General features: G+C 65.4%; 18 protein-coding genes. 7 read left to right on the plus strand and 11 right to left on the minus strand.

The genetic code is table 11. The annotated features are described in order from the left end of the window. Positions 1 to 167 precede the first annotated feature (167 nt). A complete protein-coding gene (locus ACTIFP_RS03335; protein WP_439567301.1) occupies positions 168 to 986 on the minus strand; it encodes an SDR family NAD(P)-dependent oxidoreductase in 819 nt (272 codons plus the stop codon). 326 nt (positions 987 to 1,312) lie between these two features. Here ACTIFP_RS03335 and ACTIFP_RS03340 point away from each other — a divergent pair, with 326 nt between their 5' ends. Then, positions 1,313 to 1,840: a CarD family transcriptional regulator gene (locus tag ACTIFP_RS03340; RefSeq protein WP_037511307.1), complete on the plus strand. Its 528-nt coding sequence runs from the start codon at positions 1,313 to 1,315 to the stop codon at positions 1,838 to 1,840. A 153-nt stretch (positions 1,841 to 1,993) separates the two neighbouring features. Here ACTIFP_RS03340 and truA read toward each other — a convergent pair whose 3' ends face one another. Beyond that, complete coding sequence (gene truA, locus ACTIFP_RS03345; RefSeq protein ID WP_439567302.1) at positions 1,994 to 2,734, minus strand: tRNA pseudouridine(38-40) synthase TruA; 741 nt, start codon at positions 2,732 to 2,734, stop codon at positions 1,994 to 1,996. A 214-nt stretch (positions 2,735 to 2,948) separates the two neighbouring features. Continuing rightward, positions 2,949 to 3,869, minus strand: a complete 921-nt coding sequence (gene fmt, locus ACTIFP_RS03350; RefSeq protein WP_439567303.1) for a methionyl-tRNA formyltransferase — start codon at positions 3,867 to 3,869, stop codon at positions 2,949 to 2,951. Between the two features lie 228 nt (positions 3,870 to 4,097). On the opposite strand from fmt, the gene recR reads away from it, so the two are divergent. Then, a complete protein-coding gene (recR, locus tag ACTIFP_RS03355; protein ID WP_439567304.1) occupies positions 4,098 to 4,694 on the plus strand; it encodes a recombination mediator RecR in 597 nt (198 codons plus the stop codon). Positions 4,695 to 4,696: 2 nt separating this feature from the next. Here recR and ACTIFP_RS03360 read toward each other — a convergent pair whose 3' ends face one another. Together ACTIFP_RS03360 and ACTIFP_RS03365 are read right to left on the minus strand one after the other, a co-directional pair. After that, positions 4,697 to 5,083: a hypothetical protein gene (locus ACTIFP_RS03360; protein ID WP_439567305.1), complete on the minus strand. Its 387-nt coding sequence runs from the start codon at positions 5,081 to 5,083 to the stop codon at positions 4,697 to 4,699. Further along, complete coding sequence (locus ACTIFP_RS03365) at positions 5,053 to 5,475, minus strand: hypothetical protein (protein WP_439567306.1); 423 nt, start codon at positions 5,473 to 5,475, stop codon at positions 5,053 to 5,055. The genes ACTIFP_RS03360 and ACTIFP_RS03365 overlap by 31 nt, the downstream gene beginning before the upstream one ends. Positions 5,476 to 5,551: 76 nt before the next feature. On the opposite strand from ACTIFP_RS03365, the gene def reads away from it, so the two are divergent. Next, a complete protein-coding gene (gene def / locus ACTIFP_RS03370; protein WP_439567307.1) occupies positions 5,552 to 6,085 on the plus strand; it encodes a peptide deformylase in 534 nt (177 codons plus the stop codon). A gap of 161 nt (positions 6,086 to 6,246) precedes the next feature. Here def and grpE read toward each other — a convergent pair whose 3' ends face one another. Beyond that, a complete protein-coding gene (gene grpE / locus ACTIFP_RS03375; RefSeq protein WP_439567308.1) occupies positions 6,247 to 6,792 on the minus strand; it encodes a nucleotide exchange factor GrpE in 546 nt (181 codons plus the stop codon). Positions 6,793 to 6,797: 5 nt separating this feature from the next. Then, positions 6,798 to 7,841 (minus strand): heat-inducible transcriptional repressor HrcA, encoded by a 1,044-nt coding sequence (gene hrcA / locus ACTIFP_RS03380; RefSeq protein ID WP_439567309.1) that lies wholly within the window; start codon positions 7,839 to 7,841, stop codon positions 6,798 to 6,800. Positions 7,842 to 7,969: 128 nt separating this feature from the next. Between hrcA and rph the strand changes: the two genes are divergently transcribed. The 4 genes from rph (at position 7,970) to ACTIFP_RS03400 (ending at position 11,563) form a co-directional block, all read left to right on the plus strand. After that, positions 7,970 to 8,686 carry a ribonuclease PH gene (gene rph / locus ACTIFP_RS03385; protein WP_439567310.1) on the plus strand — a complete coding sequence of 239 codons (717 nt, stop codon included), beginning with the start codon at positions 7,970 to 7,972 and terminating at the stop codon, positions 8,684 to 8,686. Between the two features lie 102 nt (positions 8,687 to 8,788). After that, positions 8,789 to 9,412: an RdgB/HAM1 family non-canonical purine NTP pyrophosphatase gene (rdgB, locus tag ACTIFP_RS03390; RefSeq protein ID WP_439567311.1), complete on the plus strand. Its 624-nt coding sequence runs from the start codon at positions 8,789 to 8,791 to the stop codon at positions 9,410 to 9,412. A gap of 9 nt (positions 9,413 to 9,421) precedes the next feature. Beyond that, positions 9,422 to 10,567: a radical SAM family heme chaperone HemW gene (gene hemW / locus ACTIFP_RS03395; RefSeq protein WP_439567312.1), complete on the plus strand. Its 1,146-nt coding sequence runs from the start codon at positions 9,422 to 9,424 to the stop codon at positions 10,565 to 10,567. A 105-nt stretch (positions 10,568 to 10,672) separates the two neighbouring features. Further along, positions 10,673 to 11,563: a tyrosine recombinase XerC gene (locus ACTIFP_RS03400; protein ID WP_439567313.1), complete on the plus strand. Its 891-nt coding sequence runs from the start codon at positions 10,673 to 10,675 to the stop codon at positions 11,561 to 11,563. Positions 11,564 to 11,673: 110 nt separating this feature from the next. On the opposite strand, the gene ACTIFP_RS03405 is transcribed toward ACTIFP_RS03400, so the two are convergent. From ACTIFP_RS03405 to rsmI, 4 genes are read right to left on the minus strand one after another with little or no spacing between them, the layout of a single operon-like run. Continuing rightward, on the minus strand, positions 11,674 to 12,285 hold the full coding sequence (locus ACTIFP_RS03405) for a DedA family protein (RefSeq protein ID WP_439567314.1): 612 nt from the start codon (positions 12,283 to 12,285) through the stop codon (positions 11,674 to 11,676). 24 nt (positions 12,286 to 12,309) lie between these two features. Further along, entirely contained in the window at positions 12,310 to 13,260 is a 951-nt protein-coding gene (gene gshB / locus ACTIFP_RS03410) for a glutathione synthase (RefSeq protein ID WP_439567315.1), read from the minus strand. A gap of 10 nt (positions 13,261 to 13,270) precedes the next feature. After that, the gene (locus tag ACTIFP_RS03415) at positions 13,271 to 13,621 is read right to left on the minus strand and encodes a YraN family protein (RefSeq protein WP_439567316.1); all 351 of its coding nucleotides are present in this window, start codon (positions 13,619 to 13,621) and stop codon (positions 13,271 to 13,273) included. After that, the gene (gene rsmI / locus ACTIFP_RS03420) at positions 13,618 to 14,478 is read right to left on the minus strand and encodes a 16S rRNA (cytidine(1402)-2'-O)-methyltransferase (protein WP_439567317.1); all 861 of its coding nucleotides are present in this window, start codon (positions 14,476 to 14,478) and stop codon (positions 13,618 to 13,620) included. The genes ACTIFP_RS03415 and rsmI overlap by 4 nt, the downstream gene beginning before the upstream one ends. Between the last annotated feature and the right edge of the window lie 53 nt (positions 14,479 to 14,531).

Genomic DNA, 14,531 nt, shown 5'->3' on the forward strand with positions numbered 1-14,531 from the left:
CCCGGGGGGGGCCCTGTCCACCGGTTAGGGGATGCCTTATTTCCCACTGGGTTGGTTTGGCGCTGGGGGTGGGGGCCAGCGGCCTTGCGCAAGGCCGCTGGCCCCCACCCCAACCCCTCCCCTGAAGGGGAGGGGCTTTCCGACCACTTCCGGTCGTAAGCCGTCGCTCAGCTCGCGCCCGTTGCCTTCATCTGCGCCGCATAGCCCGCCTGGACCATCGCGCTCATCCGGTCGAACAGCGCATTGGGGTCGCTGCGGCGCATTTGGGCAATCGCCGCCTCGGCGCCTTCGGCCACCACCAGTTCGCGCGTCCCGGCATCGACCGCCGCCAATATCTGCGCGGCGGCGAAATCGGGCGACAGGCCGTTGTCGATCGCGGCGTCGCTTTCCCCGCGGACGCTGCCGTCGGCGTTGAGCGCGTTGCGGCTGACGTTGGTCTGGACCGATCCCGGCGCGACGACGAGCACCTTCAATCCCAGATGCGCATTTTCGGCGCGCACGCTGTCGTGATAGCCGATCAGGCCGTGCTTCGCCGCGCAATAGGCGCTGCGCAGCGGCACCCCGGCGATCCCCGCGACGCTGGAGATCGCGACGATCTGGCCGCCGCCAGCGCCGATCATGCGCGGCAGCAGCTGCTGCGTCAGCGCGATCGGGGCGAGCAGATCGACCGCAACAATCTGTTGATAGACGGCAAAGTCGGTGTCGATCGCCAGGCTGCGCTGCGAGATGCCGGCGTTGTTGACGAGGCCGTCGATGCGGCCCTGCCAGCCCCATGCCTGTTCGGCGATGGCGGGGAGGGAGGCATAGTCGGTCGCCTCGAACGGCAGCACCAGCGTATCGGTGGCACAATCGGCGGCGACAGCTTCGAGCGCCGCGACATTGCGGCCCGACAGGATCAGCCTTGCCCCGCGCGCCGCCAGCGCCCGCGCCAGCGCGGCGCCGATTCCCGACGATGCGCCCGTGATCCACCAGCATTGACCATCCATATCGCCATCCTCTTCCTGGGGTTCGAGCCCGCATTTTGTCCCAGCGTGAAACGGCTGTCGGGCGCCGTCAAGCGGCCCGGCCGCGCATTTCCGCGCGGGGGTGGCAATTTTGTTGCGAATCTGTTATAATAAATATCAACGCGCCGACATACTGCCTCTTCCCATCGCGGGCTGGGGCATTGCACGGCGTTCCGATGGAGCCATATCCCTTGTCACTCTGACTGGCTAGCGCCGAGCGATTGTAAATCCCCCTTGGCTAGAGGGCGGGATGCGCCGCTGTTGTCGCACTTTCAGATCGGGGTCAAGGCACAAGAAAAGGAATTTGCATGTCCGTGAACACGCTCTTGTTCGAAGTCGGCGATTATGTGGTTTATCCCAAACATGGCGTGGGGCGCGTCATCGAGTTGCAGCGGTCGGAGATCGCCGGGATGCAGCTCGAACTCTATGTCCTGCGCTTCGAAAAGGAAAAAATGACGCTTCGCGTGCCGACGAACAAGGCCGAAGGCGTCGGGATGCGCAAGCTGTCGTCGGACAAGACGCTGAAGGAAGCGTTGCAGGTGCTGACCACCAAGCCGAAGGTCAAGCGCACCATGTGGTCGCGCCGCGCGCAGGAATATGAAGCGAAGATCAATTCGGGCGACCTGGTGTCGATCGCCGAAGTGACCCGCGACCTGTTCCGCGCCGACGACCAGCCCGAGCAGAGCTATTCGGAACGTCAGATCTTTGAAGCGGCATCGAGCCGCCTCGCGCGCGAACTGGGCGCCATGGAAGAAAGCGACGAAAAGACCGCGCAGGCGAAGATCCTCCAGATCCTCAACGAGCATGCGCCGCTGTATTACGCTGAAAAAGTGTAAGCGCGCGGGTTAGCGATAAAGGGAAGGGGCGGTCCGAGAGGGCCGCCCCTTTTCGTTGTCGTCATTGCGAGCGGAGCGAAGCAATCCCCAGCTATCGTTTCGCTCGGACGCCAGCGGGAGATTGCCGCGTCGCTACGCTCCTCGCAATGACGACTAGGGGTAAGTGGCACCCACAAAATACAACCCATCCGGCGGCGCGTTCAGCCCCAGCGCGTTGCGGTCGGCGGCATTGAGCGCATCCTTCAAATCGCGCGCCGACCAGCGGCCGTGCCCGACCAGCGACAGGCACCCGACCATCGATCGCACCTGATGGTGGAGGAAGCTGCGCGCCGCGGCTTCGATGATCACCTCCTCGCCGTGACGGCTGACGGTCAGCTTATCGAGCGTCTTGACGGGGCTTTGCGATTGGCAATGCGCCGAGCGGAAGGTGGTGAAGTCATGCAGGCCGATCAGCTGCTGCGCCGCGGCGTGCATCGCATCGGCATCGAGCGGGCGCGCGACCTGCCACGACAGCCCCTTGTCCCACGTCAGCGGCGCGCGGCGGTTGACGATGCGATATTCGTAACTGCGCCCGGTACAGGCAAAGCGCGCGTGCCAGTCGTCGGGGACGACCTCCGCCGCGAGCACGGCGATCGGCGCGGGGCGCAGCTGTGCGTTGAGCGCCTCGGTCAGTTTGAACGGGGTCAGCGGCTTGGCGATGTCGACATGCGCGCGCATCGCGATGGCATGCACCCCGGCATCGGTGCGGCCGGCGCTGAACACCTGTACCGTCTCGGCGGTGAAGCGGTGGATCGCCTCCTCGATCGCCTGCTGGACACTGGGGCCGTGCGCCTGTCGCTGCCAGCCCATGAAGGGGCGGCCGTCATATTCGATGGTGAGGGCGAAGCGGGTCATTGCCGCCCCCTTAGCCGTTCGTGTCGAGCGAAGTCGAGACACCCTATGACCCTTTCCCCTTGCGGGAGAGGGCAGCGAGACTTGGTGGCTTCGCCACCTAGTCGCAGCGGGTGAGGGGGTGTGCGCTATCGTGAGGACACAACCCCTCACCCAGCGTCGCCTAGGCAGCAAGCTGCCAAGGCTGCGCAACCCTCTCTCTAAATGGGAGAGGGGATTAGGTTAGCCGCGTCCCCGCCGGAATTCCCCGTCCGCGCAGCAATTCGCCCGCCTCCATCGCAGGCTTCCCCGCCCGCTGCACCCGCGTCGCGCGGATCGCTCCCGGGTTGCAGGCGATAGTCAGCGCGTCGTCGAGCGTCACGCCGGGGGCGGCGCCCGCGACCGTATCGGCGGGATGGACGACTTCGGCGGCCAATATCTTGTACCGCTCACCCTCCAGCTCGAAAAACGCGCCGGGCATCGGATTGAACGCGCGAATTTGCCGTTCGACCTGCGCCGCGCTCACCAGGAAATCGAGCCGCGCTTCGCTCTTGTCGATCTTGGCGGCGTAGGTGACGCCGTCCTCTGGCTGCGGCGCCGGCGGAAAGGCGTGGAGGTCGCTGAGGACGCGGCGCATCATCAGCGCGCCCATTTCGGCGAGTTCGTGGGTCAGCACCCCCGCGGTCTTGCGCCCCACCGGAGTCGGCTCGATCAGTCGCATCGCGCCGGTGTCGAGCCCGATGTCCATCTGCATGATCGTCACCCCGGTCTCCACATCGCCCGCCAATATGGCGCGCTGCACCGGCGCGGCGCCGCGCCAGCGCGGCAAGATCGAACCATGGACGTTGAGGCAGCCTTCGCGCGGCGCAGCGAGGATCGCGGACGGCAGGATGAGGCCGTACGCGGCGACCACCGCGACATCGAGGTCCAGCGCGGCGAATTCGGCCTGTGCTTCTTCGGTCTTCAGGCTCTTCGGGGTGCGGACGGGCAGGCCATGGTCTTCGGCCCACACCTGAACCGGGCTTTTCTGAAATTTCTTGCCGCGCTGCGCCGGGCGCGGCGGCTGGGTATAGACCGCGGCAATGTCATGCCCCGCCGCGTGCAGCGCAGCGAGCGTCGGCACCGCAAAGGGCGGCGTTCCCATGAAGGCGATACGCATGGCTGCGGGCTTTGGCGGAGGTTTCGGAATGGCGCAAGTGTCCCTCTCCCCTTGCGGGAGAGGGAGCGAGACTTGCCAGCTTGCTGGCTAGTCGCAGCGGGAGAGGGGGCTGCACCGTCGCACCCCCTCTCCAGCCTTCGCTAGGCGCTTTGCGCCAAGCTGCGGCATCCTCTCCCGCAAGGGGAGAGGATTGTTGTGCGTCCGCGCGGGCCGCGATAGGTGCTGTGCATGGCCTCCACCGAAATCGAAGCCCTCGTTCAGCAACTCGCCCGTCTCCCTGGCCTCGGCCCGCGGTCGGCGCGGCGCGCGGTGTTGCATCTGATGAAGAAGCGCGAGAGTGCGTTCGTGCCGCTGCTCGCGGCGCTGCAGACGGTGTCCGAACGGCTGGTCACCTGCGGCACTTGCGGCAATGTCGATACCCACGATCCCTGCGCGATCTGCGCCGACCCGCGCCGCGATGCGCGTAGCCTGTGCGTCGTCGAGGAGGTGTCCGACCTGTGGGCGCTCGACAAGTCGCGGCTTTTCCCCGGCAAATATCATGTGCTGGGCGGGCGGCTCTCGGCGCTGGAGGGCATCCGCCCGCAGGATCTCAGCATTGACGCGCTGGTCGCGCGCGTCGCGGCGGGCGGCATCGACGAGGTCGTGCTGGCGATGAACGCGACGCTGGAGGGGCAGACCACGGCGCATTATCTCGCCGAGCGGCTGGAGGGCTATCCGGTGCGGCTGACCCAGCTGGCGCATGGTCTGCCGGTGGGGGGCGAGCTGGATTATCTCGATGAAGGGACGCTGGCGCAGGCGCTGCGCGCCCGGCGTCCGGTGGGTTAGTACTATCGCAGGTAGGACGACAAAAAAGCGGATATATGCTCTTTCCGCGATATTCCGCCGTCTATGGGAATGAAGGCCAGCAACGTGATGGGTTTTGCTTCTTGGGCGGCCGCCTCGACCTTGTGGTGACCGTCTAGAAGATAGTGAGCCATGCACCAATGGGCGAGGCCGTCGTGAGGTTGTTTGATGTCGAGAACTGACAGTGACACCGCCGTGGGACGCTCTCCCGCGATCAGCCTCTCACGATGAGATGATAAAGTAGCTTTATCAAGCGACTGGGCGAGCGGAACGATGAACTCGAAACCCAGCTCCGGATCGCCATCCTGATCCTTATCCAACACGATCGCCGAACGATCTTTCAATCGGTAGTAATGTGTATTTGGTTCCATCGGATCGTCATCCGCGTCCTGTTCGTATGCGACAAATAGTCGTCGGGCGTACCTTGCTCGACGCGCGCCGGAACGCATTCGATCAGCGCGAGGAGATACTCCCCCTTCAATAGCAACGCGCCGAAGCTCTCGACCAGCACCGGATCAATCTCGACCAAGCCCTTGGAGAGCTCCGTACGCATGAAATCTGTTGCTGGTCGGGTGGCTGTTTCCAGTCGTTCGAAAAAGAAGCTGCACGTCCCACAGATATTGCCGATTTGCATGGCTGAGGCGCCATTGACGGTAAGAAAGCGGTTCCAAACTGGCCAATCTTCAGTGCCCGTGGTCGTCAATTCAACGACCGGCGTTGACGAACCGAGCGCGGCGCAAGACTGGGACAGGAGTTTGGACATCTTGGGAGCAACCTAGGCGACCTCTCCGCTCGCGCCTAGCCTTGACTCTCCCTTTGCGCATTCATACCTGCACCCCATGGCCCTACTCCCTATCATAGAGACCCCGGATCCCCGGCTGCGCATCATTTCCAAGCCCGTCGAAACCTTCGACGCCGAGCTGAAGCAGCTGGTCGCCGATATGTTCGAGACGATGTACGACGCCCCCGGCATCGGGCTGGCGGCGATTCAGGTCGGGGTGGCGAAGCGCATCCTGGTCATCGATCTGCAGGAACCCGATCCCGAGGACGAAGAGGGCAAGAAGGTGATCCGCGAGCCGCGCGTCTTCATTAACCCCGTCTTCTCCGACGAGAGCGAGGAGCATAGCGTCTATCAGGAAGGCTGCCTCTCGGTCCCCGAACAATATGCCGATGTGACGCGCCCCGCCGAAGTCACCGTCGACTGGCAGGACGAGGACGGCAAGCCGCATCAGGAACGCATGACCGGGCTGATGGCGACGTGCATCCAGCACGAGCATGACCATCTGGAGGGCATATTGTTCATCGACCATCTGTCGCGATTGAAGCGCGAGATGGTGCTGAAGAAGCTGATGAAGCTGCGCAAGGCGGCTTAACGCTTGAACCCCTCCCCCTTGCGGGGAGGGGTTTGGGGTGGGGGTCTGCGCACTTGTGCGCAAAGAGACCCTGTCCCTGACCTTGATGTCGCAAATTCTCATGCGGCGCAGACGCGCCGCTACCCCCACCCTTTGATCCCCTCCCCGCAAGGGGGGGGTGACTACCCCGCCTTTGCCACCGCGACCATCGCGGGGCGCAGCAACCGGTCCTTCATCATATACCCCGCCTGCATTTCCTGCACGATCGTGCCCGGCGTCTGCTCGCTCGGGATTTCCAGCATCGCCTGATGCTGGTTGGGATCGAGCGGCAGGCCGATCGCGGCGATGCGGGTGATGCCGTTGCGTTCAAAGACGCTGAGCAATTCGCGTTCGGTGGCTTCGAGCCCGGTGATCAGCGGCTTGATCGCATCGTCGGCGCGCTGCTCTTCGCTGAGCGCAGCCAGCGCGCGGCCAAGGTTGTCGGCGACCGACAGGATGTCGCGCGCAAATTTGGTCGCGGCATAAGCATGCGCGTCGGCGACCTCTTTCTCGGCGCGGCGGCGGACATTCTGCGTCTCGGCGCGGGCGTAAAGCAGATCCTGCTGCACCGCGGCGAGCTGTTCGGTCAGCTGGGCGACCTCATCATTTTCGGGGGTGGCCGCTTCGGGGGCGTCGGTTTCGGGGGTCGCGCTGTCGTCGACCGGGGTGTCGTTTTCGATGTTCGTCATAAGCCTTATCGTATCAGTTTGGAGAGCGATTGTGCGGTGAAATCCACCATGGGAACGATGCGGGCATAGTTCAAGCGGGTGGGGCCGATGACCCCGACCACGCCGACCACGCGCCCGTCCGATCCGCGATAGGGCGCCGCTATCACGGAAGAGCCCGAAAGCGAGAATAATTTATTTTCGGAGCCGATGAAAATGCGGGTCGCGCTGCCGTCGCGCGCGCTGTCGAGCAACCCTGCGATCTCCTGCTTGGTTTCGAGTTCGTCGAGCAATTGGCGGACGCGGTCGAGGTCGCCGACCGCATTCTCGTCGAGCAGATTGGCCTGGCCGCGCACGATCAGCACCGGGCGGTCGGCACCGTCGGACGACCAGATGGCGAGGCCGCGGCTGACCAGATCCTGCGCGGCGCGGTCGATCGCGATGCGCTCAGCCTCGATTTCATGGCGTACCCGCGCCATCGCTTCGGTCAGCGTCAGGCCCGCCAGCATCGCGCTGATATAGTTCCCCGCCTCGACCAGCGCCGACGGGTCGAGCCCGGGGGGCGTGTCGATGACGCGGTTCTCGACCGCGCCGTCGCCCGCGACGAGCACGACGAGCGACTGGTTCGCCGACAGTGGGACGAAGGCAACCTGCTTGAGGATACGCTCATGCTTGGGGACGAGCACAAGCCCGGCGCAGGCCGACAGGCCGGAGAGCGCCGAGGTCGCCTGCGCCAGCGCGCTTTCGATCGGGCCGGCGTCCGAAAGGGAAGTCTCGATCTGGGCGCGGTCCTCTGCGCTGGGTTCGGCGACCTGCATCATGCCGTCGACGAACAGGCGCAGCCCTTGTTCGGTGGGGAGGCGTCCCGCGCTGGTGTGCGGGCTGGCGAGCAGGCCGAACTCCTCCAGATCCTGCATGACGTTGCGGATCGAAGCGGGCGACAGGTTGAGCGCCGCGAGCTTCGACAAGGTGCGCGACCCGACCGGCTGGCCGGTTTCCAGATAGGCATCGACGACCAGCCGGAACACGTCGCGGGCGCGCGTGGTGAGTTCGGTGATCGGCGCGGTGGTCATGGGGAGGATTTAGGGACGCGGGGGCGCGGGGGCAAGCACCGGAGCCCTCTCCCTTAAAGGGAGAGGGGATTTGCGCTCGCCTCGCTTCGCCGCTAAGCGCGCCGCACACAATCACAGGAGAATCCCCCATGCGCCCATCCGGCCGCGCCCCCGATCAGATGCGCCCGATCGCCATCGAAACCGCCTTTACCATCCATGCCGAGGGCAGCGTCCTCGTCAGCTTTGGCAATACGAAGGTGCTGGTGACCGCCAGCGTTGATGAGAAGGTGCCGCCGTTCCTGCGCGGCAAGGGGCAGGGGTGGGTCACCGCCGAATATGGCATGCTGCCCCGCGCGACGCACACCCGCGGCAGCCGCGAAGCGGCGAAGGGCAAGCAGTCGGGGCGGACCCAGGAAATTCAGCGGCTTATCGGACGCAGCTTGCGCGCCGTGGTCGACATGAAAAAGCTCGGCGAGCGGCAGATCATCATCGATTGCGACGTCATCCAGGCCGATGGCGGCACCCGCACCGCGTCGATTTCGGGTGCGTGGGTCGCGCTGCGGATCGCGGTCGACAAGCTGCTGGAAACCAAGGCGATTGCCGAGGATCCGATCGTCGACAAGGTCGGCGCAATTTCGTGCGGCATCTACAACGGCACCCCGGTGCTCGACCTGGATTATGACGAGGATTCGGTGGCCGAAGCCGACGGCAATTTCGTGCTGACCGGGCGCGGCCAGATCGTCGAAGTGCAGGCGAGCGCCGAGGGCGCGACCTATGACGAAGAAGGGTTGCTGCGGTTGCTGCGCTTGGCGCGCATCGGTTGCGGTGAGATTTTCGCGGCGCAGGACAAGGCGACGGGGCGCTAAAATCCTTCGTCATGCCGGACTTTGATCCGGCATCCATTCGGCCTTGCTGCAATGGACCCCGGATCAAGTCCGGGGTGACGAAAGAAGGGAAAGATTCATCGCATGACCCGCAAACTCACCCCCGGTAAACTCGTCATCGCCAGCCACAATGCGGGCAAGGTGCGCGAGATTCGGGCGCTGCTGGAACCGTTCGGGATCGAACCGGTGTCCGCGGGCGACCTGCGCCTGCCCGAGCCCGAGGAAACGGGCACGACGTTCCGCGACAATGCGCTGCTGAAGGCGCACGCGAGTGCGTCGGCGGCGGGGCTGCCCGCGCTGGCCGACGACAGCGGACTCGAAGTCGCCGCGCTGGGCGGGCGCCCCGGCGTTTACACCGCCGACTGGGCCGAGCGGCAGGCGTTCGAGGGCGAGCCCGGCCGCGACTGGTATATGGCGATGGGCAAGGTCGAAGGCTTGCTCGCCGAACAGGGCGAGGGCGTCGACCGCAGCGCGTGCTTCGTCTGCACCCTCGCGCTCGCATGGCCCGATGGCCATGCCGAGGTGTTCGAGGGGCGGGCTGAGGGTAGCCTGACCTGGCCGCCGCGCGGGTTGCTGGGCTTTGGTTATGACCCGGTGTTTGTTCCGACCGGTAACACACTGACTTATGCGGAAATCGATCCGGCGGAAAAGCATGCGATCAGCCACAGGGCGGATGCGTTTGCCAAGCTGGTGGCGGGGGCTTTGTAGGCCGCGCGCATGGCCGAACCGCTCGCTCTTTATGTCCATTGGCCGTTTTGCGTGTCAAAATGTCCCTATTGCGACTTTAACAGCCATGTCCGCGAGAGTGTCGATCAGGCGGCGTGGCGCGAAGCGCTGCTCGTCGATTTGCGGCACGAGGCGGCGTTGCTGCCGGGGCGCACGGTCGGGTCGATCTTTTTCGGTGGGGGCACTCCCAGCCTGATGCCGCCCGCGACCGTCGCGGCGGTGATAGCAGCGGCCGAGACCGAGTGGGGCTTGACCGATGATGTCGAGATCACGCTGGAGGCGAACCCGAACTCGGTCGAGGTCGCCAATTTTGCTGATCTGGCGGTTGCCGGGGTCAATCGTGTGTCGATCGGGGTTCAGAGCTTTGATTCGCAAGTGCTTGATTTTCTTGGCCGCGCGCACAGCGAGGATGAGGCGCGGCGCGCGATTGCGACCGCGCAAGAGCATTTTGCGCGAGTCAGCTTCGACCTGATCTACGCGCGACCCGGCCAGTCGGTGGCGGCGTGGGAAAGCGAACTGGCGGGGGCGCTGGCGTTCGGCACCGATCACCTGTCGCTCTACCAGCTGACCATCGAACCCGGCACGCGCTTTGCGACGCTGGCGGCGAAGGGCGACCTGACGATCCCCGATGGCGATGCCGCAGCCGATCTTTTTGATACGACGCAGGCGATGACCAGCGCTGCCAGACTGCCACGGTATGAAGTGTCGAACCACGCCCGGATCGGGCAGGAGAGCCGCCACAATCTCACTTATTGGCGTTACGCCGATTATGCCGGGGTCGGCCCCGGCGCGCATGGGCGGCGGCTGGGACAGGCGACCGAGCGGCACAAGAAGCCCGAGAATTTCATCGCGGCGGTGGCGCGCAACGGCCACGGACTGAAGGTTGAAGCCGATCTGCCCGCGCACGAACGCGCGACCGAGGCGATGCTGATGGGGCTCAGGCTCACCGAGGGAATCGATCTGGCGCGGATCGAGATGCGAAGCGGGCTGGGGCGCGCGGCCTTTGTCGACGCCGATGCCGTGGCGCGGTTGGTCGGTCAGGGGCTGATGGAGCAGGACGGCGACCGGCTGGCAGTGACCGACGGCGGTATTCTCCTGCTCGACTCCATTCTTTCCGAGGTCGTGCGGACGGATTAGTGCTTTCCAAGCTCCGTTTGTCCTGAGCTTGTCGAAGGACCGTTTTTCCTTCACCGTCAAGAAAAGAACGGTGCTTCGACAAGCTCAGCACGAACGGGATTTTGAGTGAGCCTCGATCTGATCCGCGACTGGGATGCCCATCTGGCGCATGAAAAGCGCCGGTCGGAGCACACGCGCCGCGCTTATACCGCGACCGCCGAGCGCTTTTGCGCTTTCCTTTCCGAGCACCGCGGCGGTGCGGTCGACGGCCCGATGCTGACCAAACTGACCCCCAACGACTTACGCGCCTATCTTGCCGACCGCCGCGCCGAGGGGCTGGGCAATGCGTCGGCGGCGCGCGAGCTGTCGGCCTTGCGCGGTTTCCTGCGCTTCGTCGGCGGTTCGGGCGCCAGCGTGCCGCCGCTGCGCGGGCCGCGGGTCAAGAAAGGGCTGCCGCGTCCCGTCTCGCCCACCGAGGCGCTCGCGCTGGCGCAGGATGTCGCGGATGGCGCGCGGCAGGGGTGGACCGGCGCGCGCGATTTCGCGCTGCTGTTGCTGCTCTATGGCGCAGGGCTGCGCATCGGCGAGGCGCTTGGGCTGACCGGCGCCGCTCTGCCGCTGGGTGAGACACTGCGCGTCACCGGCAAACGGGGCAAGACGCGCGTCGTGCCGATCCTGCCTGCCGTCGCCAGCGCGTTGACGCGCTATGTCGAGGCCTGTCCGTATCCGATCGCCAAAGACGCCCCGCTATTTCTCGGCGTGCGCGGCGGGCCGCTCGCGCCCGGCGTCGTGCGTGCCAGCGTGCGGACGGCGCGCCGCGCACTGGGGCTTTCCGAGCGCACGACGCCGCACGCGCTGCGCCACAGTTTCGCGACGCATCTGCTGGCGGGCGGTGCCGATTTGCGCAGTTTGCAGGAGTTGCTCGGCCATGCCAGCCTCGCCTCGACGCAGGTTTACACCGCGGTCGATGCCGCGCATCTGCTCGACATTTATCGCAGCGCGCATCCGCGGGCTTAGGGGGCGCTTTTCTCTTTCCGTTCGTCTCGAGCGAAGTCGAGAGACGTTGAGTTTTCGTGTGCCTTCGCGTGTCTCGACTTCGCTCGACACGAACGGGCTCAGGGGCAGTTTTATTTTTCGCTGAGGTTCGATGGCTTCCAGGTGGCCACCCGATAGAAATACAGCAGCACCAGCGATCCGATCGCGACGAGTGCCACCGGGCCGACAAAGGCGTCCATATTGGCGAACTGGCCGCCGAACCAGTTGCCCGCGCCGGCCAGCGCGGTGATCCAGATCGTCGATCCCGCCGCGGTCCAAGCCAGGAATTTCGCCTGGTTCATCTTTACCATGCCCGCGGGCAGCGACACCATCGTGCGCGCGACGGGCATGAAGCGCGCAACGAAGACGATGCCCGGCCCATGTTTCAGAAACCATGCGTGCAGCCGTTCGACCTCGGCCCAGTCGAGGGTCAGCCAGCGGCCGTGGCGATCGATAAAGGGTTTCAGCCGCTGATAGCCGATCCAGCGGCCGATGCCGTACCACACCCAATTGCCGACGGTCGTCCCCGCGACCGCGACCGCGACGAGCGTCCAGAAATCGAAATGTCCCTTGGCGACGGCGATGCCGCCGAGCCCCATGATCACTTCGGACGGAATAGGCGGGAACACATTCTCGAGGAACATGAGGATAAATATCCCCATATAGCCCCAGCTCTGGATCAGGGTCAGGATGAAATCGGTCATGGCAGGGGTAACGCGCGGGCCGCGTCAGCCGATCCTTCGATTGATCGCGTCCCAGATCAGACCCGCCGTATCGCTGTTGTTGAACCGGTCGATCGCGACGATCCCGGTGGGCGAGGTGACGTTGATTTCGGTGAGCCATTCGCCGCCGATCACATCGATGCCGACAAACACCAGCCCGCGTTCCTTGAGCGCCGGGCCAAGCGCAGCGCAGATTTCCTGCTCGCGCGGGGTCAGCGTTGTCGCTTCGGCAAAACCGCCGACCGCGAGGTTCGAGCGGAATTCGCCTTCGCCGGGCCGCCGGTTGATCGCCCCCGCAACCTCGCCGTCGATCAGCACGATGCGCTTGTCGCCTTGCGCGACGCTGGGCAGGAACTGCTGTACCATGAAGGGTTCGGGCCACACCTGTCCGAACAGTTCGACCAGCGCCCCGAGGTTGCTGCCATCGGCGTCGATACGGAATACCGCCTTGCCGCCATTGCCGTGCAGCGGCTTGATCACGACCGCGCCATAGCGCGCCTGAAAATCCTTCACCGCATCGAGATCGCGGGTGACCATCGTCGGCGGCATATATTCGGGAAAATCGAGCACGAAGACTTTTTCGGGGGCGTTGCGCACCGAGACGGGGTCGTTGACCACCAACGTCTCGCTCGCGATCCGTTCGAGCAGCCAGGTGCCGGTGAGGTAGCCGAGGTCGAAGGGCGGATCCTGCCGCATCAGGATGACATCGACATCGCGGCCGAGATCGAGGGTGACCTCGTCGCCGAAACTGTAGTGCGCCCCGGCCTCGCGCTTGACGTCGAGCACGCGGTGCGCCTTCGTCGTCAGCCGTCCGGCCTCCCACGTCAGCCCGCGCACGTCGTAATGATAGAGAGTGTAACCGCGTTCGAGCGCCTTCAGCATCAGGGCAAAGCTGCTGTCGCCCCCGATGTTGATACCGTCCATCGGGTCCATTTGCACCGCGGCGCGCAGGGTCATTCGCTATTCCTCAAGGTTGCCAGACGTGGACCAGATGGCGTGGCAGGCGCCCCGGCGCAAGGAGCATCACGTCGATGCGGATGTCGTCGTGCGGACGGGCAAAGCGGGGGCTGAGCATTTCCGCCGCCGCGGCGACGCGGCGCAGGCGATATTGGTCGATGGCGAGGTCGAGATCCTCGGCGCGTTCGCGCCATTTCACTTCGATGAAAGCGACGGTGCGGCCGCGCCGTGCGACGAGATCGACTTCGCCCGCGGCGACGCGCAACCGTTCGCCCAAGATGCGCCAGCCGTGGAGGCGCAGCCACCAGGCGGCGCGGCGCTCGGCTTTGCGCCCGCGCGCTTCGGCGGCGGCGCGCTTCAACCGGCATCCTTGAGCGCGAGGGCGCGGGCATAGACGGCGTGGCGGTCGAGCCCGAAGCGTTTGGCCACCGCTTTCGCAGCCTGCGCGACGGGCTTGTCCACCATCGCATCGCGCAGCGCCGCGGCGAGCGTCGCGTCGTCGGCCGCTTCGGGTGCCGCTTCGCCCGGCGGGCCGACGACGATGACGATCTCGCCCTTCGGCGGCGCATCGGCGTAGCGTGCGGCGAGCTCGGTCAATGTGCCGGTGACGCATTCTTCGAACATCTTGCTGATCTCGCGCGCGACAGCCGCGTCGCGGTCGCCGAGACCTTCGGCGAGCGCGCTAAGGGCAGACGCGAGGCGCGGGCCGCTTTCGTAAAACACCAATGTGGCGCGCAACCCCGCGAATTCGGCGAGTGTGTCGGCGCGCGCCTTGGCCTTTGACGGCAGGAACCCGGCGAACAGGAAGCGGTCGCTGGGCAGCCCCGACAGGGTGATCGCGGCGATCGCGGCGCACGGGCCGGGCAGGGTGGTGACATGCCGCCCCGCCGCGCGCGCGTCGCGGACCAGTTTATATCCGGGGTCGGAAATCAGCGGGGTACCGGCATCCGACACCAAAACGACAACTTCGCTCGCCATACGCGCAACCAGCGTCGCGCGGGTGCGTTCGTCGCTGTGATCGTGATAGGGGGTCATCGGCACGCGCAATCCAAGATGTGAAAGCAGCTTCGCGGTGACGCGGGTATCCTCTGCCGCGATCACATCGGCGCGCGCCAGCATCGCCCCGGCGCGTGCGGTGATGTCGCCAAGGTTGCCGATGGGGGTCGCGACGATATAGAGACCGGGCAAGGGAGAATTTGAGATGGTCGAATCTGGCATGACGCCGAAAATGGCAGAAACTGCCCCCAACTGCCAGATGGGCGCGCGCCAAG

It is taken from the genome of Sphingopyxis sp. (assembly GCF_051861155.1).
GTDB lineage: Bacteria > Pseudomonadota > Alphaproteobacteria > Sphingomonadales > Sphingomonadaceae > Sphingopyxis.

What these genes read in the sequence shown, in the direction of transcription:
- ACTIFP_RS03335 (WP_439567301.1), bottom strand. Translation starts at nt 986, where the DNA reads ATGGATGGTCAATGCTGGTGGATCACGGGCGCATCGTCGGGAATCGGC.
- ACTIFP_RS03340 (WP_037511307.1), top strand. Translation starts at nt 1,313, where the DNA reads ATGTCCGTGAACACGCTCTTGTTCGAAGTCGGCGATTATGTGGTTTAT.
- truA (WP_439567302.1), bottom strand. Translation starts at nt 2,734, where the DNA reads ATGACCCGCTTCGCCCTCACCATCGAATATGACGGCCGCCCCTTCATG.
- fmt (WP_439567303.1), bottom strand. Translation starts at nt 3,869, where the DNA reads ATGCGTATCGCCTTCATGGGAACGCCGCCCTTTGCGGTGCCGACGCTC.
- recR (WP_439567304.1), top strand. Translation starts at nt 4,098, where the DNA reads ATGGCCTCCACCGAAATCGAAGCCCTCGTTCAGCAACTCGCCCGTCTC.
- ACTIFP_RS03360 (WP_439567305.1), bottom strand. Translation starts at nt 5,083, where the DNA reads ATGGAACCAAATACACATTACTACCGATTGAAAGATCGTTCGGCGATC.
- ACTIFP_RS03365 (WP_439567306.1), bottom strand. Translation starts at nt 5,475, where the DNA reads ATGTCCAAACTCCTGTCCCAGTCTTGCGCCGCGCTCGGTTCGTCAACG.
- def (WP_439567307.1), top strand. Translation starts at nt 5,552, where the DNA reads ATGGCCCTACTCCCTATCATAGAGACCCCGGATCCCCGGCTGCGCATC.
- grpE (WP_439567308.1), bottom strand. Translation starts at nt 6,792, where the DNA reads ATGACGAACATCGAAAACGACACCCCGGTCGACGACAGCGCGACCCCC.
- hrcA (WP_439567309.1), bottom strand. Translation starts at nt 7,841, where the DNA reads ATGACCACCGCGCCGATCACCGAACTCACCACGCGCGCCCGCGACGTG.
- rph (WP_439567310.1), top strand. Translation starts at nt 7,970, where the DNA reads ATGCGCCCATCCGGCCGCGCCCCCGATCAGATGCGCCCGATCGCCATC.
- rdgB (WP_439567311.1), top strand. Translation starts at nt 8,789, where the DNA reads ATGACCCGCAAACTCACCCCCGGTAAACTCGTCATCGCCAGCCACAAT.
- hemW (WP_439567312.1), top strand. Translation starts at nt 9,422, where the DNA reads ATGGCCGAACCGCTCGCTCTTTATGTCCATTGGCCGTTTTGCGTGTCA.
- ACTIFP_RS03405 (WP_439567314.1), bottom strand. Translation starts at nt 12,285, where the DNA reads ATGACCGATTTCATCCTGACCCTGATCCAGAGCTGGGGCTATATGGGG.
- gshB (WP_439567315.1), bottom strand. Translation starts at nt 13,260, where the DNA reads ATGACCCTGCGCGCCGCGGTGCAAATGGACCCGATGGACGGTATCAAC.
- rsmI (WP_439567317.1), bottom strand. Translation starts at nt 14,478, where the DNA reads ATGCCAGATTCGACCATCTCAAATTCTCCCTTGCCCGGTCTCTATATC.